Source organism: Egicoccus halophilus (genome assembly GCF_004300825.1).
In the GTDB taxonomy this organism is placed as follows: domain Bacteria; phylum Actinomycetota; class Nitriliruptoria; order Nitriliruptorales; family Nitriliruptoraceae; genus Egicoccus; species Egicoccus halophilus.
The window spans coordinates 633,933-651,957 of the sequence record NZ_CP036250.1 but is presented as its reverse complement, the minus strand read 5'-3'; the positions used below and the strand labels follow the sequence as shown (position 1 = coordinate 651,957).

General features: G+C 70.4%; 16 protein-coding genes and 3 tRNA genes. 5 read left to right on the top strand and 14 right to left on the bottom strand.

The annotated features are described in order from the left end of the window. Positions 1–40: 40 nt before the first annotated feature. The 5 genes from rpmG to ELR47_RS03010 form a co-directional block, all read right to left on the bottom strand. A complete protein-coding gene (rpmG, locus tag ELR47_RS03030) occupies positions 41–205 on the bottom strand; it encodes a 50S ribosomal protein L33 (RefSeq protein ID WP_130648540.1) in 165 nt (54 codons plus the stop codon). A 193-nt stretch (positions 206–398) separates the two neighbouring features. Beyond that, on the bottom strand, positions 399–1,586 hold the full coding sequence (gene tuf, locus ELR47_RS03025; protein ID WP_130648539.1) for an elongation factor Tu: 1,188 nt from the start codon (positions 1,584–1,586) through the stop codon (positions 399–401). 156 nt (positions 1,587–1,742) lie between these two features. After that, positions 1,743–1,814 (bottom strand) — tRNA-Met (locus tag ELR47_RS03020). Between the two features lie 74 nt (positions 1,815–1,888). Then, positions 1,889–1,961: transfer RNA gene (locus tag ELR47_RS03015), tRNA-Thr, on the bottom strand. Between the two features lie 97 nt (positions 1,962–2,058). Continuing rightward, positions 2,059–2,140: transfer RNA gene (locus ELR47_RS03010), tRNA-Tyr, on the bottom strand. Between the two features lie 149 nt (positions 2,141–2,289). On the opposite strand from ELR47_RS03010, the gene ELR47_RS03005 reads away from it, so the two are divergent. Beyond that, a complete protein-coding gene (locus ELR47_RS03005) occupies positions 2,290–2,781 on the top strand; it encodes a YajQ family cyclic di-GMP-binding protein (protein ID WP_130648538.1) in 492 nt (163 codons plus the stop codon). A gap of 46 nt (positions 2,782–2,827) precedes the next feature. Here the strand turns inward: ELR47_RS03005 and ELR47_RS03000 are convergent, their stop codons facing one another. Continuing rightward, complete coding sequence (locus tag ELR47_RS03000) at positions 2,828–4,621, bottom strand: heparinase II/III domain-containing protein (protein WP_130648537.1); 1,794 nt, start codon at positions 4,619–4,621, stop codon at positions 2,828–2,830. A 188-nt stretch (positions 4,622–4,809) separates the two neighbouring features. On the opposite strand from ELR47_RS03000, the gene ELR47_RS02995 reads away from it, so the two are divergent. The 4 genes from ELR47_RS02995 (at position 4,810) to ELR47_RS02980 (ending at position 7,701) form a co-directional block, all read left to right on the top strand. Then, the gene (locus ELR47_RS02995) at positions 4,810–5,526 is read left to right on the top strand and encodes a DUF998 domain-containing protein (protein ID WP_130648536.1); all 717 of its coding nucleotides are present in this window, start codon (positions 4,810–4,812) and stop codon (positions 5,524–5,526) included. Positions 5,527–5,558: 32 nt separating this feature from the next. After that, on the top strand, positions 5,559–6,026 hold the full coding sequence (locus ELR47_RS02990; protein ID WP_205745414.1) for an HIT family protein: 468 nt from the start codon (positions 5,559–5,561) through the stop codon (positions 6,024–6,026). Positions 6,027–6,151: 125 nt separating this feature from the next. Then, positions 6,152–7,003 (top strand): Fpg/Nei family DNA glycosylase, encoded by an 852-nt coding sequence (locus ELR47_RS02985; protein WP_130648535.1) that lies wholly within the window; start codon positions 6,152–6,154, stop codon positions 7,001–7,003. Beyond that, a complete protein-coding gene (locus ELR47_RS02980) occupies positions 7,000–7,701 on the top strand; it encodes a DedA family protein (RefSeq protein WP_130648534.1) in 702 nt (233 codons plus the stop codon). Before ELR47_RS02985 ends, ELR47_RS02980 begins: the two co-directional genes overlap by 4 nt. A 106-nt stretch (positions 7,702–7,807) precedes the next feature. Here the strand turns inward: ELR47_RS02980 and ELR47_RS02975 are convergent, their stop codons facing one another. From ELR47_RS02975 to nuoH, 8 genes are all read right to left on the bottom strand, one after another. Then, a complete protein-coding gene (locus tag ELR47_RS02975; protein ID WP_130648533.1) occupies positions 7,808–8,728 on the bottom strand; it encodes a M48 family metalloprotease in 921 nt (306 codons plus the stop codon). A 201-nt stretch (positions 8,729–8,929) separates the two neighbouring features. Further along, positions 8,930–10,396, bottom strand: coding sequence for an NADH-quinone oxidoreductase subunit N (locus ELR47_RS02970; protein WP_130648532.1), 1,467 nt, complete (start codon positions 10,394–10,396; stop codon positions 8,930–8,932). Between the two features lie 61 nt (positions 10,397–10,457). After that, complete coding sequence (locus ELR47_RS02965; protein ID WP_130648531.1) at positions 10,458–11,996, bottom strand: complex I subunit 4 family protein; 1,539 nt, start codon at positions 11,994–11,996, stop codon at positions 10,458–10,460. Between the two features lie 105 nt (positions 11,997–12,101). Beyond that, the gene (locus ELR47_RS02960) at positions 12,102–14,639 is read right to left on the bottom strand and encodes an NADH-quinone oxidoreductase subunit 5 family protein (RefSeq protein ID WP_165403809.1); all 2,538 of its coding nucleotides are present in this window, start codon (positions 14,637–14,639) and stop codon (positions 12,102–12,104) included. 11 nt (positions 14,640–14,650) lie between these two features. Then, the gene (gene nuoK, locus ELR47_RS02955) at positions 14,651–14,962 is read right to left on the bottom strand and encodes an NADH-quinone oxidoreductase subunit NuoK (RefSeq protein ID WP_130648529.1); all 312 of its coding nucleotides are present in this window, start codon (positions 14,960–14,962) and stop codon (positions 14,651–14,653) included. Beyond that, on the bottom strand, positions 14,959–15,576 hold the full coding sequence (locus tag ELR47_RS02950) for an NADH-quinone oxidoreductase subunit J family protein (RefSeq protein WP_130648528.1): 618 nt from the start codon (positions 15,574–15,576) through the stop codon (positions 14,959–14,961). Before ELR47_RS02950 ends, nuoK begins: the two co-directional genes overlap by 4 nt. A 22-nt stretch (positions 15,577–15,598) precedes the next feature. Further along, entirely contained in the window at positions 15,599–16,891 is a 1,293-nt protein-coding gene (locus tag ELR47_RS02945; RefSeq protein WP_130648527.1) for a NuoI/complex I 23 kDa subunit family protein, read from the bottom strand. Next, positions 16,891–17,997, bottom strand: a complete 1,107-nt coding sequence (gene nuoH, locus ELR47_RS02940) for an NADH-quinone oxidoreductase subunit NuoH (protein ID WP_130648526.1) — start codon at positions 17,995–17,997, stop codon at positions 16,891–16,893. Before nuoH ends, ELR47_RS02945 begins: the two co-directional genes overlap by 1 nt. Positions 17,998–18,025 lie beyond the last annotated feature (28 nt).

Sequence of the window (18,025 nt, the reverse complement as noted above, 5' to 3'; positions counted from 1 at the left end):
GCCTCGTGGCGGGTCGTCGACGAAACAGCAGGGGCGAGACTCAGCGGGTCTCGCGGTGCACCTGGTGCGTGCGGCAGCGCGAACAGAACTTGCGCAGTTCGATGCGCTCGCGCTGGTTCACGCGGTGCTTGGAGGTGATGTAGTTGCGCTCCTTGCACTCGGTGCAGGCGAGCGTCACCTTGGGACGGTTGTCGTTCTTCGGCATGGTGGTGTCTCCTCCCCCGTCGCGGCCGCGTGGAGTGCGTCCTGCCTCGGCCAGCGCCAGAGGACGGGGATGGTGGTGGGGAACAGGTGCGCGGACACGCGCTGCGCGACAGGGTACGACCCCCGGCGCGCGACGGCGAGCGCAGGACACGACCGGGTCCCCGCTGCTCGAGCGGGGACCCGGTCGCGAGGAGCTACTTGTTGATGTTGGTGACCCGACCGGCACCAACCGTGCGGCCACCCTCACGGATCGCGAACTTCAGACCCTCGTCCATCGCGATCGGCTGGATCAACTCCACCGTCATCTCGGTGTTGTCACCCGGCATCACCATCTCCACCCCATCGGGCAACGTGACCGCACCGGTCACATCCGTCGTCCGGAAGTAGAACTGCGGCCGGTAGTTGTTGAAGAACGGCGTGTGACGGCCACCCTCCTCCTTCGAGAGGATGTACACCTGCGCCTCGAAGTCCGTGTGCGGCGTGATCGAGTTCGGCGCCGCGAGCACCTGACCCCGCTCCACGTCCTCCTTCTTCGTCCCACGAAGAAGCACACCCACGTTGTCGCCCGCCATGCCCTCGTCGAGCAACTTGCGGAACATCTCCACACCGGTCACCGTCGTCGTCGTCGTGTCCTTCAGACCGATGATCGCGACCGTGTCACCGACGTTGACCTTGCCACCCTCGATACGACCCGTGACCACCGTCCCACGACCCGTGATCGAGAACACGTCCTCGATCGGCATGATGAACGGCTTGTCCAGCGCCCGCTCCGGCTCCTCGAAGTACTCGTCGACCGCGCCCATCAACTCCATGATCGACGACTCGTACGACTCATCACCCTCGAGCGCACGCAACGCCGACACCCGCACCACCGGCGTGTCGTCACCCGGGAAGTCGTAGCTGTCCAACAGCTCACGAACCTCCATCTCCACCAGCTCGAGCAGCTCCTCGTCATCGACCATGTCGACCTTGTTGAGCGCCACGATCAACTTCGGCACACCAACCTGACGCGCCAACAACACGTGCTCACGCGTCTGCGGCATCGGACCATCCGCCGCACTGACCACCAGGATCGCGCCATCCATCTGCGCCGCACCCGTGATCATGTTCTTCACGTAGTCCGCGTGACCCGGAGCATCCACGTGCGCATAGTGACGCGCATCCGTCTCGTACTCCACGTGCGACACGTTGATCGTGATCCCGCGCTCACGCTCCTCCGGCGCCTTGTCGATCGCGTCGAACGCCATCGACTGCACATTCGGGTTGTGCTTGTGCAGCACATTCGTGATCGCCGCCGTCAACGTCGTCTTCCCATGGTCGACGTGACCGATCGTGCCGATGTTCATGTGCGGCTTGTTCCGCTCGAACTTCTCCTTGGCCATCGGAGGTGCTCCTCGTGGGGACTTCGGCGGCCGGCGGATCCGGCCCGCAGCGTGGCGTGGTTGTTGGTGCGGTTGCGGTGCGCTTGACGGTGCCGGTTACGACGATGGCCCCTCGGCTGCCCACCGGGGCGTGTTCCGAAGGGCCAGGTCGGTTCGTAGCGGCGGGTGGACTCGAACCACCGACACAGCGATTATGAGTCGCTTGCTCTACCTCTGAGCTACGCCGCCGTATGGCGTCGCGTCCACCGGCAACTCGCACCCGGGTGGATGCGGCACCGAATGCCGGGTCCGGATGGACCCAGAGCCCTGGCGCGGAATCGAACCGCGGACCTCTTCCTTACCATGGAAGCGCTCTGCCGACTGAGCTACCAGGGCGGGCTTGGCGGGGCGCAGCGTAGCCAGCACCATCCGGCGCGTCGAACCCGACGTGCGTCCGTGCGTCGAGATGGTGCTGGTCTGCTGTGCCTGCCGGTGGTGGGAGCAGGATTTGAACCTGCGAAGGCATAGCCGCCTGATTTACAGTCAGGTCCCTTTGGCCACTCGGGCATCCCACCGTGGCGCCCGGCGAGCCGGGCAGGCGCGAAGCGTACGCAGAGCGGGCCCCGGGGGCAAAGCGGGACCCGGGCAACGCCCCTGGCGCCCGGGCGCAGCGGCAGTAGGCTGACCGATCCGCCCACGCCCCCGAGTCCGCGAGGAGCCCGCCGTGGCCGAGTCCAGCTTCGACATCGAGGCCGGCGTCGACCGTCAGGAGGTCGACAACGCCATCAACCAGGCCGCCCGCGAGGTGGCGACCCGGTTCGACTTCAAGGACACCGACACGGTCATCGAGTGGTCGGGCGAGGAGGGCATCCGCGTCGAGTCGGTGTCCGAGGACCGCGCCCGGGCCGCCCTCGAGGTGCTGCGCGACAAGATCGTCAGGCGCAAGGTCTCGCTCAAGGCCCTCGACGTGGCCGACCCGCGCGACGTCTCCGGGGGGCGCAGCCGCATCGACGTGTCGCTGGTCGACACGCTGCCGGCGGACCTGGCCAAGACCATCGTCAAGGACATCAAGGCGACCAAGCTCAAGGTCACCCCGACCAACATGGGCGACCACGTCCGCGTCGCGGGCAAGAAGCGCGACGACCTGCAGGAGATCCAGGCGATGGTCCGCTCGAAGGACTACGACGCCCCGCTGCGCTTCGCCAACTACAAGTGAGCCGGGTGGCGGTGGGCGCCGGACGCCCACCGCCACGGCGCGCCGATCAGCCGACGACCCACATGCCTCCGCCCGACGAGATGCCGTAGCGGCGGACGCTGGCGCCGGCGGTGATCCGGACCTCCCAGTGCTGGCCGCTGCGGCTCACCGTGCTCGACACCCGCGTGCCCGGGGTGACCGGCACGATCGCGGTGACCATCCGCACCGAGGTGCCCGACCGCGTCGTGCGCACCACGGGTGCGGGGTGCCAGGTGTCCACCGCGGGTGCCACCCAGCCCAGCAGCGGCGTGCGCTGGCCGGTGACCACGCTGGTGGCGCCGGCGGCGAACGTCTCGCCGGCGAGCGGGATCTGCAGGATGTGCGTCTCGAGCCGACCGTTGGGATCGCGGGCGATGGCCCGACTGCGGCTGGTGATCTCGACCCGGCTGCCGCGCGGCAGGTGCCACAACTGTTGGAAGGGCCCGCTCCGGGCACGGCTGGCACGGTCCTGCACCAGCAACGACTGGCGCGCGGTGTCGGCCAGCACCCCGCGTGTGCGAGTCCGCCCGCCGTAGGCGTCGTCGCGGACCTCGTAGAACTGCCAGGCAGCCCGCTGCTCGGCACGCACCAACGTCGTCGGACGTCGGGCACGGAAGGCTTCGCCGGGGACGATCAACAGGTTGTGCGCCTCCGGAGCACGCAGGTGCGCCCGCTGCTGCGGCTCGGTGTAGCCCACGTGACCGGAGTCGACCAGGACCGGACGCCCGAAGGCCGACAGCGTGACCGACTGGTGGTCCTCGTGCCCGTGGAAGTTCATGCCGGGGCCGAAACGCAGGCTGTAGTGCATCCCGGTGGCGAACGGCGACCAGGTGTTGCGACCGAACGCGTACCCGGACTCGCGGTAGATCCGGGAGGTGCCACGCGGCGCCACTCCCCGTGCGCCGGCGGTGGTGACGAACTCGGTGGCGGTGCCGGGGACGTTGCCGGGCGGGGTCTGGTAGGTGTCGCCGATCTGCACCATGTTCCCGTCGGGGAGGGTGGCCCACGCCGCGAACTCGAGCAGCAGCGGTCGACGCACGGCGATCGCGGTGGGCACGGGTTGGCGGCACTCGCGCAGCTTGTCGGTCACCACCCCCCACCGGTCGTGGACGAAGCGCGCGTAGCCGGGCGCCTGCTCGTTGATCGCCCCCTCGGCATCGATGTTGACCTCGATCAGCCGCGAGAAGCGGTCGGTGGCCGACCGCCGCCAGTCGGCCCGGTCGAGCCGGCAGCCGGCGGCGAGCACCCCGAGCGAGGCATCGATCGCCTGGTTCCAGTCGCCGGGGTCGTTGGCCGGATCGGTCAACCAGCTCGCGTGTCCGGCGAGCACGTTGGCGACACCGGCGTCCCGTCCGAGGGTGTCGAGGCAGGCGAGCACGGTGGCGCGCTGCCCGGTGTACATCGCCGTCCAGGTGTCGACCGGACGCGGACCACGCCCGACGGGGTTGTCCCGGTCGAAGTCGCGCACGATCGCCCGGGCGCGCGCGAGGATGGCCGGGTCGTTGGTCCGCCGGTACTCGCGCACGAGGGTCTCGAGCCAACGCAGGCTGGTGAAGAACCGGTGGCTCTCCGACCGCAGCTGGGACTGTGCCCAGTTGACGTCCCCGGTCGTGCCGATGTTGACGCGTTCGCCGTAGGGCAGCACCACCGTGCCCCCCATGACCTGCGCCGGCGGGTTGGGCTTGACCATCCCGTTGGTGGGCAGGCAGGTGAACGACTCGCGTGCGGCTTCGGCGGGGACGTCGCCGACGCCGGGCACGGCGAGCAGGGCGGCGGCCAGGACGAGGCACAGCACGGGGCGCAGGACGGTGGTCGGGGACATGGGTCGATCGATCCGCGTCGAGAGTGGACGGGCAGGCCCCGGTGACGACACCGGAACCGGACATCACGGACCTGGTCGGCCGCCAGGCTCGATCGCTTCAGCGGACGGGCTCCCGGCACGCGACACTGCCGCCGCCACCGCACGCGCGGCCGCGGGCGACGGCACCGACCGAGCCGAGGACCCGTCGCATGAGCGTGCGCAGCCCGACCGCGTCCCCGCCGGGCGCGGGCCGATCGCTGACGACCCGTGACCGGTGGACGACCATCGGCGCCGTCGTCGCGCTGGGCTGGTACGTGACCGCGTGGGTCGTGGCCGGTGCCCTCGAGCCCGGCTACGACCCGGCGAACCAGGCCATCAGCGAACTGTTCGACCTCGGCGCCTCGCGCGGGCCGCGGCTGCTGCTGGTGTCGGGTCTGCTGGTCAGCGCCGTCGCGCTGGTCGCCTTCGGCTGGGTGCTGCACCGCTGCCTGCCCCGGCGGACGCCGGCGGGGACCGGCCTCCGTGACCTCGCCGGCCCGGCCGCGGTGATCGGTTCGGGGACGGCCACCGGCCTGATCCTGCTGTTCCCCTGCACGCAGGGTTGCCCCGGGTTCGGCAGCAGCGTCACCGACACCGGCCACGCGATCGCCGCGAGCCTCGGCTACGGGCTGCTCGTGCTCGGGCCGCTGTTGATCGGCTGGCGGGTCCGCCCGTCGCTCCCCCGACTCGCCGCGTGGTCGTGGGTGTTGGGCGGGGCGGCGGCGACGCTGTTCGTCGCCGACCAGACCTGGCTGATCGGCTGGGGATCGGGTGTCGCGCAGCGGGTCTTCAACACCGTCGCCGACGTCTGGTACGTGTTCGCGGGCGTGTGGCTGCTGCGGGGACGTCACCTCGGCGGCCGGGGCGGACACCGGAGGCGGATGTGACGACGAACGTGACGGCGGACGTGACGGCGGACGTGACGGCGAACACGACGGCGGACGGGGTGACGGACGGCCCGACGGACGCGGCCGACTGCATCTTCTGCGCCATCGTGGCCGGGCAGGCTCCGGCCCGCGTGGTCCACGAGACACCACGGACGCTGGCCTTCCTCGACGTCGCCCCGGCGACCCGGGGGCATGCCCTGGTCGTGCCGAAAGCCCACGCGCGTGACCTGCACGACGTCGCGGTCGACGATCTGCGGGAGGTCGCGACGACGGCGCAGGCGCTCGCCCGCGCGGCGGTGGCCCGGCTCGGCGCCGCGGGGGTCAACCTCGTGCAGTCGAGCGGGGCGGCCGCGTTCCAGACGGTGTTCCACCTGCACGTCCACGTGATCCCGCGGTACCAGGACGACGGGCTGGTGCTGCCCTGGACACCCTCCCCCGGTGACGCGACGACCATGGAGGGCGCCGCCCGGTCGTTGCGCGAGGGGTTGACCCGGGGCTGAGGCGCACGGCCGACCTCCGTGCTCGCCGTTCGGTTCCGGCGTCGGCGACGTACCCTGCCGCCGAAGGCGAGCAGCGCCGAAGGCCAGCAGCGCCGTCGACCGCCCCGCACACGTCGAGGAAACCCGTGCCCGAGGGTCACACCATCCACCGCCTCGCGCGTGACCACGGCGCCTGGCTCGGCGGCCACCGGGTCGCCGTTTCCTCCCCCCAGGGACGTTTCGCCCGGGGGGCCCACCTCCTCGACGGCAGCCGGTTCCTCGGTGCCGAGGCCCACGGCAAGCACCTGTTCCACCGCTACGACGGCGAACGGGTGGTGCACATCCACCTCGGCCTGTACGGCACGTTCTCCCGACACGACGTCCCACCACCCGAGCCGCGACCGACCGTGCGCTACCGGGTGGTGAGTGACGAGTTGGCGCTGGACCTGGTCGGCGCGACGCAGTGCGAACTGCTCGATGCCGACGAGGTGCACCGCGTGACCGACCGTCTCGGCCCGGACCCGTTGCATGACGACGCCGACCCCGAGGCGGCCTTCGCCGCGCTGCAGCGGCGACGCAGCGGCATCGGCCAGGCCCTGATGGACCAGTCGGTGCTGGCCGGCATCGGCAACGTCTACCGGGCCGAGATCCTCCACGTCCACGGTGTGCATCCCGAGACCCCGGCCAACGCCATCGACCGGGACCTGTGGCAGTCGATGTGGCGGACCCTGGTGACGTGGCTGCGTTCCGGGGTCGAGGAGAACCGGATCATCACCGTCGACCCGGCCGAGGTCGGGGTGCCACGCTCGAGACTGACCCGCGAACAGGCGACGCACGTGTACAAGTCCGACCGCTGTCCCCGCTGTGAGACCGAGATCCGGCGGTGGGACATCGCCGGCCGCTGGGCGTACGCCTGCGAGACCTGCCAACCGCGACCGCCCCGGACCGGCGCGGCGTCCCCCGGCCGCACCCCGGCTGCACGGCGGGGTGCCTCGTGAGCGCGGTGCCGCCGGAGGCCGCCCCGGTCCCGCAGGACCGGGTGCCACTGCGTCGCGCACTGCTGGCCGTGGCGGTCCTGCGTTTCGTGATCCCGATCGCGATGCTGCCGCTGATCCCGGTGATGCTGGGCGAACGCTTCCTGCTGCTGCTGGCGCTGCGACCGGGCAAGGAACTGCTGCTGCTCGGCGGGGCCCGGGCGCGGTTCGGGGACGTGACCGTGCTCGAGCTGTGGCTGGCGGTGTTCCCGTTCCTCGTCGTGGGCGTGTGGGCGTTCTTCGCCCTCGGCCGGCTCTACCGCGACGCCCTGCGGACCGGGGACGGACCGGCCTGGCTGCACCGGGCGGTCCCCGCCGACAAGCTGCTGCTCGCCGACCGCATCCTGGCCAAGCGTGGACCGGCGATCGCGATCCTCGGGCGTATCGCCACCGTGCCACCGACCGTGCTCGCCGCCGCCGCGGGGGCCTCCGACGTGTCCACCCGCCGCTACCTGCTCGCGGACCTCGTCGGCTCGATCGCCGGCTTCGGGACGGCGGTGGGGGCCGGCTACGCGCTCGGCCAGGCCTACGAGGACGGCGGGCCGTGGCTGACCGGGCTCGGGATCGCCATCGTGTTCGTGCTGGTGACGCTGCTGACGAGCTGGATCCAGCGCGAGGCCGAGGCGATGGCGCCGGCCGCTCCCGTCGAGGGCGAGGGCTGACCGCGCGACGCCGGCAGCACCACGACGAACGCCCGCCGCAGCGCTGCGGCGGGCGTTCGTGGCCTCGCGCGCCGGCCGACCGCGAGGGTCGACGCGGCCGGCGAGGTCAACGCCAGCCGGCCGGGAACGACTGGCCGGGACCGAGTTGTCCCATGCGGCGGGCCTGCTCCTCGAGCGCGGCGATGCGCTCGGGGATCGGCGGGTGCGTGGAGAACAGCTTCGCCGCGGCACGGCCGCCGAAGGGAGCGGCGATGTAGAGGTGCTGCATCGCCGGATTGGTCTCCGCCTTCGTACCGCCCGCCCGCAGCAGCTGCGGGTCGTTGGCGCCGCGCTCGAGCTTGGCGAGGGCGCTCGCCAGCGCCAGCGGCTTGCCGGTCAACTCGGCACCGGTGTGGTCGGCGAGCGACTCACGCGACCGGGTGATCGAGGCCTGGATGACCATCGCGACGATCGGGGCGACGATCGACGCGGCGATCATGGCCAGCGGGTTCGCACCACCCTCGCGGTCGTTGCCGCCACCCATGATCGGGATCCAGCGCAGCATCAGCGCCAGGTAGGTGATGGCGGTCCCGATCATGGCCGCGACCGAACCGATGAGGATGTCGCGGTTGTAGACGTGCTGCAGCTCGTGACCGAGGACACCCTCGAGCTCCTCGGGGGTCAGCGCCCGGTAGAGGCCCTCGTTGACGCACACGGCGGCGTGGTCCGGGTTGCGGCCGGTGGCGAACGCGTTGAGCTGCGGGGAGGGCGAGACGTACAGCCGCGGCATCGGCTGACCGGCCCGCTGCGAGAGGCTGCGCACCATCGCGTACACGTCGGGATAGCGCGCCTCGTCCATCGGCTGCGCCTTGGCCATCTTGATGGCCATCTTGTCCGAGTAGAAGTAGCTGAAGAAGTTCATGCCGATCGCGACGACCAGCATGATGGTCAGGAACCCGCCGCCGCCGCCGTCGAGCATCGCGCCGATCACCAGCAGCAGACCGGACAGGGCAGCCAGCAGGACGAACGTCTTCGCGCTCTTGAACATCTCATCCGTTCTCGTGAAGGGGGGCGGAGTTCGAAAGGGTACGAAGGGTGCATCCGGGCGACCAGCCGACGGACACTGCCCGCACCGAAAACCTTCGTGCCTCCGGCGCAGGGGCTGCTCATCGCCACCGCCGTGGCCGACCGTTCGCCACCGCCACCCCCGCCCGTCTGCCCGCCCACCCGCAGGCCGCGGCAGCGGAGGTCAGTTGGCGGCGAGGAAACCGGTGACGGCGGAGTAGTCGGTGACCAGGCCGGGCAGGACGCCGAGCAGGACGGTGCCGGCCATGAGCACGAGCACCACCAGCGACAGCTGGAATCCGGGCTGGAGCACGGGCAGACCCTCGCGGGCCGTGTCCATCCACATCGCCTTGACGATGCGCAGGTAGTAGAAGAACGCGATCACCGAGTTGATGGCCAGGAACACCATCAGCACGATGCCGAAGACGCTGACCTCGACCAGCGCGGCCTCGATGATGGCGAACTTGGCCCACAGCCCGACGGTCGGCGGTGCGCCACCGAGACTGAGCAGGAACACCGTCATCGCCAGGGCGAGCATCGGGCTGCGCGACGCCAGACCGGCGTAGTCGGCCAACGAGCGCAGGCCGGTGCGGCGGTTGACCGCGATGGCCACGCCGAACGCGCCGATGTTCATCACCGCATAGGCGACCAGGTAGAAGACCACCGCCTGCACGGCGGCGTCGTTGACCTCGGCACCCCCGGGACGGGCGAGCCCGAACGGGATCAGCATGTAGCCGGCCTGCGCCACCGAGGAGTAGGCGAGCAGCCGGACCAGGTCGCGCTGCTGCAGGGCGACGAGGTTGCCGATCGTCATCGTCAGGATCGCCAGCACCCCGAGCACCGGGGCCCACACGTCGGCGACCGGCTCGAACGCGACGAAGGCGATGACGAGCAGGCCGGCGAACCCGGCCGCCTTGGAGGCCACGGCCAGCATCGCCGCGACGGGCATCGGCGCACCGGCGTAGGTGTCGGGGGCCCAGAAGTGGAACGGGACCGCGGAGATCTTGAACGCGAAGCCGACGAAGATGAGCATCACGGAGGCGAGCAGCAGCGGGGTGAGCTCGGCGTCCCCGGCGATCGCCTCGGCGATGCCGGCCAACGCCGTGGTGCCGGTGAAGCCGTACACCATCGACATGCCGAACAGCATCAGGGCGACCGACAACACCCCGATGAGGAAGAACTTGAGCGCCGCCTCGGAGCTGTACAGGTCCCGCTTGCGCAACCCGGCCATCACGAACGCCGGGACCGACACGGTCTCGAGCGCGATGAACAGCAGGATGAGGTCGCGGGCCGAGGGCATCAGCAGCATGCCCAGGAAGGAGGTCAGCAGCAGGAAGTAGTACTCGCCCTGGAAGTAGCGCCCCTCGGCGAAGTAGCGCCAGCTGATGCCCAGGATCGCGAGCAGGCTGCCGAGGAACACCAGCTTGAACACCAGGGCGAACTCGTTGACCACGAACGTGCCGCCGAAGGTGGTGCGCTGCTGACCCCACAGCGCCACCGTGAAGCCGATCGCCACGAGCGTGCCGAGGGACGCCAGCGGGTTGACCAGCTGCTTGGCCTCGCCGCGCAGTGCGAGGTCGGCCGCCAGCACGACCAGCGCCGTGACCGTCAGCGCGATCTCGGGAGCGATCGCGAAGAAGTCGATGGCCATGAGCTCGCTTCCGTCTCGTTGGTCGTCGCCGGCGCTCCGGCGACCGGTGTCGGGGGCGTTGTCAGCCCCCGAGCACCCAGCCCATCAGGTTGTTCACCGCCGCGTCCTGCACCCCGAACACCAGGCGCGGGTAGACGCCCAGCGCCAGGATCAGCACCAGCAGCGGCATCCACGACACCCACTCGACCCGCATGACGTCCTGCAGCGGCTCGTCGGCCCAGCGGGCGGTGGGACGACCGAGGTTCATGCGCTGCAGCAGCCACAGGAAGTAGCCGGCGGTCAGCACGGTCCCGATGGCGGCGACGACGACCAACGCCAGGTAGAGGCCGCCGTAGGTGTCGGCGAGCCCGCCGCCGGGACTGATCGCCGCCCACATGGCGGTGAACTCTCCCCAGAACCCGGCCAGACCCGGCAGCCCCAGGGACGCGACCGCGACGTAGGTCAGCAGCACCCCGTAGCGGGGGATCTTGGTGAACATGCCGCCGCCGATCTCGGCGATCTCGCGGGTGTGGTAGCGCTCGTGCAGGGACCCGGCGAGGAAGAACAGCATGCCGGTCACCACCCCGTGGGCGATGTTGCCGAACAGGGCGGCCTGGATGCCCGCCTCGTTCATGGCGGCGATCCCCAGCATCACGAAGCCCATGTGCCCCACCGACGAGAACGCGATGAGTCGCTTGACGTCGGTCTGGGCCAGGCAGCACAGCGAGCCGTAGATGATGCCGATGACGGCCAGCACCCCGATGATGGGGGCGAAACGCATCGCACCCTCGGGCAGGATCGGCAGGGCGATGCGGATGAACCCGTAGGTGCCCATCTTCAGCAGCACGCCGGCCAACAGCACCGAGCCGACCGTCGGCGCCTCGGTGTGCGCGTCGGGGAGCCAGGTGTGGAACGGCCACATCGGCACCTTGATGGCGAAGCCGAGGAAGATGCCGGCGAACGCCCACGTCTGGAAGGTGACCCCGCCGACGCCGCCCGCGGCGGACAGCGCCTGGATGTCCCAGGTCGTCGCCCCGCCCTGGAAATAGATCGCGAGGAAGGCGACCAGCATGAAGATCGAGCCGAACAGCGTGTAGAGGAAGAACTTGACGCTGGCGTACTCGCGGCGCGGACCGCCCCACATCCCGATCAGGAAGAACATCGGGACGAGCACGAGCTCCCAGAAGACGAAGAACAGGATCAGGTCGAAGGCGACGAACGTGCCGGCCATCCCGGTCTGCAGCAGCAGCATCAGGCCGAGGAACGCCTTGGGGCGTCCCGGTGCGGGCAGGATGCGGGTGGTGTAGATCGCACACAGCAGCGGCAGCAGATAGGTCAGGAAGAACAGCGGCAGGCTGATGCCGTCGAGCGCGACGTGGAAGTTGGCGTTGATCGCGCCGATCCAGCTGACATCGGTCTGGAACTGCAGCTCACCGGACGCGCCGAAGTCGAACGCCGCGGTGATCGCGACGACGAGGGCGAAGGCGACGGCGGTGATCCCGACCCCCGCCCAACGGATCTCGCGGTCCAACCGGGCGGGCATCAGCGCCAGCAGTCCTGCCCCGGCCAGGGGCAGGAACAGGGCGACGATCAGTGCCCAACCTGCGGTCTGCGGGTCCATCGTGTCGTTCCCTCCTGGCCGGCTCCGTCCGGAGCGAGCGCGCCTCCCGGTCCCCCGGGTCCCACCATCTGCGTTGTCGTTGCTGGCCGCGAGCGGCCGGTGTCACTACCGGGCCACCGCGAAGGCGAGCACCAGGACGATCGTGCCGGCGACGATCGCGCCGGCGTAGCGCTGCACGTCACCCGACTGCAGCCGCTTGAGGCGGTCGCTCCACCACGCCGCGCTGAGGGCCGCGCCGTTGACGCCGCCGTCGATGACGCGCTGGTCGAGGACCTCGTAGGTCGACGTGGCGGCCGCCCGCGTGGCGGCGCCCACCCCGGCCACGATGCGGTCGAGACCCTCGTTGCTGCTGCGCGAGGCCCAGACGGCGAGCTGGTCACGCACCGGCACGACCACGTAGCGGTAGCCGAACGTGTCGAGGCCGTACTTGGCGACCAGCACCTTCGTCAGCGCTCCCATCTTGAACGTCGGGTCCTCGGCCGGTTGCCCCTGCCCGTAGAACTTCCAGGCCAGCGCGACCGCGGACAGGAACGCCAGCAGGGCGAGCCCGAGCACGTCGAGGTGCCACGACGGTGGCCCGTGCAGGACCTCCGGGTGCGCCCCCTCGGCGGCCGCGAGCACGTCGGGCCCGGCGGCCAGGACCCCCGCGCCGCGCAGTGCACCGGTGCTCCCCCCCGGGGTCCCGACCGCGCCCGCTTCGGCGTGGTCGACCTCGTCGTCGTGGTAGCCACCCTCGACGAAGGGATAGGTGGCCTCCTCGAGGACCGGTGTCGCGGTCCAGGTCTCGAAGTTGTTCTCGGCCGTCCACAGCGGTGAGCCGATCAGGCCGACCGTGAGCGAGAGCACGGCGAGGATGATCAGCGGGAGGACCATCTGCAGGCCCGACTCGTGCGGTTCGGCGTGGGCGCCGTGGGCGCCGTGGTCGTCGGTCCCGTGCCCGCCGCCCATCGCGTGCGAGCCGGCGCCGTGTGCGGCGACACCCGCACCGACCGCGTGCGACCCGGCGTCGGAGGCGTCCCGGTCGGTCCCGGACGTCGCGGTCCCGGACGCGGCGTCCCCGGACGTGGCGTGCCCGGCGTCGTGGGAACCGGCGCCCTGGGCCGCAGGCGCGTGGCCACCGGCCACCACGGTGACGGCGTCGTCGGCGGCCCGGTCGTCGTCCTGCGCGTGGGCGGCGTCCACCGTCACGCCGTGGCCGGCGAGCACGGGGTCGACGCCGGCCGACCCGGCCGCCTGGTGCCGGACGTCCGGGTCGCCGTGGGTGTCGTGGCCGCCACGGAACTCGCCGGCGAAGATCAGCAGGCAGGCACGCGCCATGTAGAAGGTGGTCACGAACGCCGCCGCGAGCCCGACCCAGAACACGAGGTCGCCGGTGACGAAGCCGTTGCCGGCCCAGATCTGTCCGGACACCAGGATCTCGTCCTTGGAGAAGAACCCGGCGGTCATCGGGAACCCGGCCAACGCGAGCGAGCCGACGATGAAGGTCCAGAACGTGTGCGGCATGTACTTCCGCATGCCGCCCATGTCGGACATGTTGTTGCTGTGCACCGCGTGGATCAACGACCCCGAACCGAGGAAGAGCAGCGCCTTGAAGAACCCGTGGGTGAACAGGTGGAAGATGCCGGCGGTGTAGCCGCCCACACCGAGCGCAGCGACCATGTACCCGAGCTGGGACACCGTCGAGTAGGCCAGCACCTTCTTGATGTCGTCCTGGACGAGCGCGACCAGCCCCCCGAAGAACAGCGTGACGATGCCGACCACGGCGATGACGGTCATCACGACCGCCGACTGCGCCAGCACCGGGTACAGGCGGGCGAGCAGGAACACGCCGGCGGTCACCATCGTGGCAGCGTGGATCAGGGCCGACACCGGGGTCGGACCGGCCATGGCGTCGGGCAGCCACACGTGCAGCGGCATCTGCCCCGACTTCGAGATGCAGGCCAGGAAGATCATCAACATGCCGAGCACCACCGTGCCCGACCCGAGCTCGCCGTTCACGGCCGCCTCGTTGAGCAGGCGGATGTTGAAGACCTGGCCGCCCTCGGCGAGGGTGAACATGGGCACCGACAGCACGATGACGCCCACGATCAGGCCGACGTCACCGAACTTGGTGACCAGGAAGGCCTTGTTCGCCGCGTCCTGGTTGGACTTCTCCTCCCAGTAGAAGCCGATCAGCAGGAAGCTGCACAGACCGACCAGTTCCCAACCCAGCAGTGCCTGCAGCGTGTTGTTGGCGATCACCAGCACCAGCATGGAGAAGGTGAACAGGCTCAGCATCGCGAAGAAGTAGGTGAAGCGCGGCTCGTGCGCCATGTACTCGCGCGAGTAGACGTGGACCAGCAGCGACACCGTGGTGACCAGCACGAACATCATGGAGGTCAGGCCGTCGACGAGCATGCCCAGCTCGAGCACGAACCCGCCGCCGAGCGGCGACCACGCGAAGGCACGCTCCAGCGGTTCGCCGACACCGGTGGAGAAGGTCTCCCAGGCGATCAGCAGCGAGATCACCAGCGCGATGCCGACGGCGGCGATGCCGAACTCGCTGCCGCGCAGCGGCATCAGCCGGCCGAAGAACGCCGTCAGCACGGCCGAGGCGAACGGCAGCAGGACGACCAGCCACGCCAGGTCCAGGACAGATTCCACGAGTGTGCCCCCTACCAGCGCATCAGGTCGACGTCGTCGACGTTGACCGACGCACGGTTGCGGAACAGGTTGAACAGGATGGCCAGCCCGACGCCGACCTCGGCCGCCGCGACCGCGATGATGAACAACGCGAACAGCTGCCCGCTCACGAACGCCGTTTCCGGCCACAGCAGGTTCTGGAACGCGACGAGGTTGATGTTCACCGCGTTGAGCATCAGCTCGACGCTCATCAGCACGAGCACGGCGTTGCGGCGGGCGATGATCCCGTAGACGCCGACGCAGAACAGCAGCGTCGCCAGCAGCAGCGGGCCGATGGGGCTCATCGGGACTCGCTCCCGGACTCGCCGGCGCCGAGCTCGACCGGCTCGGTCGCGGCGCGGCCCTGCTCGGTCGACGGGGCGTCGCCGAACTCGATGCGCGTCTGGTCGACGGTGTCGCCGGAGTCACCGGCCTCGCGTCGGGCGAGCACGATCGCCCCGATCAGCGCGGCGAGCAGCAGCATCGAGAGCACCTCGAACGGCAGCACCCACTGCGAGAAGATCACCATGCCGATCGCCTCGGTGGGGATCCGCTGGGGCAGCACGCTGGGGTGGCCGGCGTAGGCCTGCACGATCAGGGCCGCCAGCGTCACGAACAGACCCCCCGCCACCGCCAGACCCAGCCCGCGGTTCTGGCTGTCGAGCGCCTCCCGACCGATCGGCGCCCGCGTGAGCATCAGACCGAACAGGAACAGGACCGTCACGGCCCCGACGTAGACGATGAGCTGGACCAGCGCCAGGAAGTCGGCGTGCAGGACCAGGAACACCCCGGCGATGCCGGCCAGGGTGACCGCCAGGTGCAGGGCCGCGTGGACCAGGTTCTTCGAGGTGACCGTCAGGATCGCCGCGCCCGCGGTCACCAGCCCCACGAGGGCGAAGACGACGTCGTATCCCGTCACGGTGTTCCCTCCGGGCCGCCGTTCATGCCTCGTCTCCCGCGTCGAGCTGCTCCTGCTTGCGCTTCTTCACCCATGCGGCCTTCGCCTTCGCCCGCGCGATGCGGTCGGACTTGCCCTCGGCGATCAGGCGGTCGTAGGTCTCCTGGTCGATCTCCCCGGCACCCTCGACGTGGACGTCACCGAGCTTCTTGCGAGGCGTGGTGGCAGCCGCTTCGCCCTGCGCGTCGGTGGGAGCGGCAGCGTCGGTCGCCGGACCTGCGCCGCCGACGGGTTCACCGGTGCGATCAGCGGGCTCGGCGGCCGGTGTGTCCACCTGAGCGGCGTCGCCGCCGGCCGCCGCCTGCTGGGCGCGGTCTTCCTGCTCCGCGCGCAGCCGGGCCTTCTCCTTCTTCACCCAGGCGGCCTTGGCCTTGGCCCGCGCCATCCGCTCCGGCTTGCCCTCGGCGATGAGCTGGTCGTAGGTCTCCTGGTCGATCTGGCCGGCCTCGACGTGCACCTCCGCCGGCTTGGGCGCCGGCTGGGACCCGGCCGCGCCGCCATCGTCCCCGGCGGCCGCCTGCTGCTCGCGGAGCTTGGCCTTCTGCTTCTTGACGTAGGCCGCCTTGGCCTTGGACCGCGCGATGCGCTCGGACTTGCCCTCGGCGATCAGCTGGTCGTAGGTCTCCTGGTCGATCTCGCCGGCCTCGACCTTCGGTTCATCGGCCTTGGCGACGCCCGCGGACGGGCTCGCCGCGGCCGACGCCGCCTGCTCGGCCTGCTGTGCCGCCTGCTGGGCCGCCTGCTGGGCCTGCTCGAGCTCGCGCTCGGCCTTGGCGATCGCGTCGGCGACCTCGGCCGGGACCTCGGCACCGGCGTCGAGCGCCGGCGGCGGCGGGACGGTGTCCATCCACTCCCGCAGCTTGGTCTTCTCGTGCAGCAGCCCCGGCATCTGGTACTCGGCGTACTCGAACTCCGGGGACCAGAACAGCGCGTCGAAGGGACACACCTCGACGCAGATGCCGCAGTACATGCACAGCGCGAAGTCGATGGCGAACCGGTCGAGCACGTTGCGGGTGCGCGCCCGGCCCCCCTCCTTGGCGGGGGGCACCGTCTCCTTGTGCGAGTCGATGTAGATGCACCAGTCGGGGCACTCCCGGCTGCAGAGCATGCAGACGGTGCAGTTCTCCTCCATCAGGGCGATGACGCCCCGGGCGCGTGGCGGCAGGTCGGGCCGCACGTCCGGGTACAGCTGCGTCGCGGGGGTCTTGAACAGGTGCTTGAGCGTGACGCCGAGCCCCTTGAGCAGCCCGACACCCGGTACGGAGGTCGTTGCCATCAGAACACCACCTTGGCGACCGCGACGATCGCGAGGTTGAGCAGCGACAGGGGCACGAGCACCAGCCAGGACATGCGCTGCAGCTGGTCCTCGCGCAACCGCGGGTAGGCCACCCGGGCCCACACCATCACGAAGGTCAGCAGCACGATCTTGCCGAGCGTGACACCCAGCCCGAGCAGCGTGCCGAGCACGCCGCAGTCGAACAGGCCGCCGGCGCCCTCGCAGCCGGGCAGCGGCACCCCCGGCAGCAGCTGCCAGCCCCCGAGGTAGAGCACCACCATCAACGCCGACATCGACACCATGCCGGCGTACTCGGTGAGCAGGTACATCGCGAACTTGATGCCCGTGTACTCGGTCATGTAGCCGAACACGAGCTCGGAGTCGGCGATCGGCATGTCGAACGGCGGCCGCGACAGCTCGGCCAGGGCCGCGAGGAAGAAGATGCCGAAGCCGAGCAGCTGCGGGAAGACGAACCACACGTTGATGTTCGTGCCCGGCAGCAGGAAGTTCGCCTGCGACTCGACGATGCCCACCAGCGACAGGCTGCCGGCCTGCACGGCGACCGCGATCGCCGCCAGGATCAGCGGCAGCTCGTAGGCGATCAGCTGCGCCGCGGCGCGCAACCCGCCGTAGAGCGAGAACTTGTTGGCGCTCGCCCAACCGCCCATCATCACGCCGAGCACGGAGATCGACGTGATCGCCAGCGCGTAGAACAGCCCGAGCTCGAGGTCGGCGGCCCACACGCCCGGCGCGAGCGGCAGCACGAAGAAGATCAGGATGGCGGGCACGAGCGCGAGGCCGGGAGCGAGCGCGAAGACGTGCTTGTCCGCCGCCCGCGGGATCACGTCCTCCTTCTGGAGGAACTTGATGCCGTCGGCGACGAGCTGCAGCGAGCCGGCCGGACCGGCGAACATCGGTCCGCGCCGGTGCTGCAGGCGGGCCATCGCCTTGTGCTCCATGTAGCCGACCGCGAGCGGCACGACGAAGAACAGGCCGAGCACGAGCGCGACCTTGAGGGCCACCGAGAGCAGGAACGTGTCGGTGTCGAGCAGGCCGGGCGTCTGCGCGACGAAGCCACGCGAGACGACGGTGAACGCCTCGATCATCGGTCGATCCCTCCGGCGACCCCGCCTG

Bases quoted from the DNA above. Each gene is read 5' to 3' on its own strand.
- rpmG (WP_130648540.1), bottom strand. From the start codon at position 205: ATGCCGAAGAACGACAACCGTCCCAAGGTGACGCTCGCCTGCACCGAG.
- tuf (WP_130648539.1), bottom strand. From the start codon at position 1,586: ATGGCCAAGGAGAAGTTCGAGCGGAACAAGCCGCACATGAACATCGGC.
- ELR47_RS02995 (WP_130648536.1), top strand. From the start codon at position 4,810: ATGAGCGTGCGCAGCCCGACCGCGTCCCCGCCGGGCGCGGGCCGATCG.
- nuoH (WP_130648526.1), bottom strand. From the start codon at position 17,997: ATGATCGAGGCGTTCACCGTCGTCTCGCGTGGCTTCGTCGCGCAGACG.
- ELR47_RS02965 (WP_130648531.1), bottom strand. From the start codon at position 11,996: ATGGACCCGCAGACCGCAGGTTGGGCACTGATCGTCGCCCTGTTCCTG.
- ELR47_RS02975 (WP_130648533.1), bottom strand. From the start codon at position 8,728: ATGTTCAAGAGCGCGAAGACGTTCGTCCTGCTGGCTGCCCTGTCCGGT.
- ELR47_RS02945 (WP_130648527.1), bottom strand. From the start codon at position 16,891: ATGGCAACGACCTCCGTACCGGGTGTCGGGCTGCTCAAGGGGCTCGGC.
- ELR47_RS03000 (WP_130648537.1), bottom strand. From the start codon at position 4,621: ATGTCCCCGACCACCGTCCTGCGCCCCGTGCTGTGCCTCGTCCTGGCC.
- ELR47_RS02970 (WP_130648532.1), bottom strand. From the start codon at position 10,396: ATGGCCATCGACTTCTTCGCGATCGCTCCCGAGATCGCGCTGACGGTC.
- nuoK (WP_130648529.1), bottom strand. From the start codon at position 14,962: ATGAGCCCCATCGGCCCGCTGCTGCTGGCGACGCTGCTGTTCTGCGTC.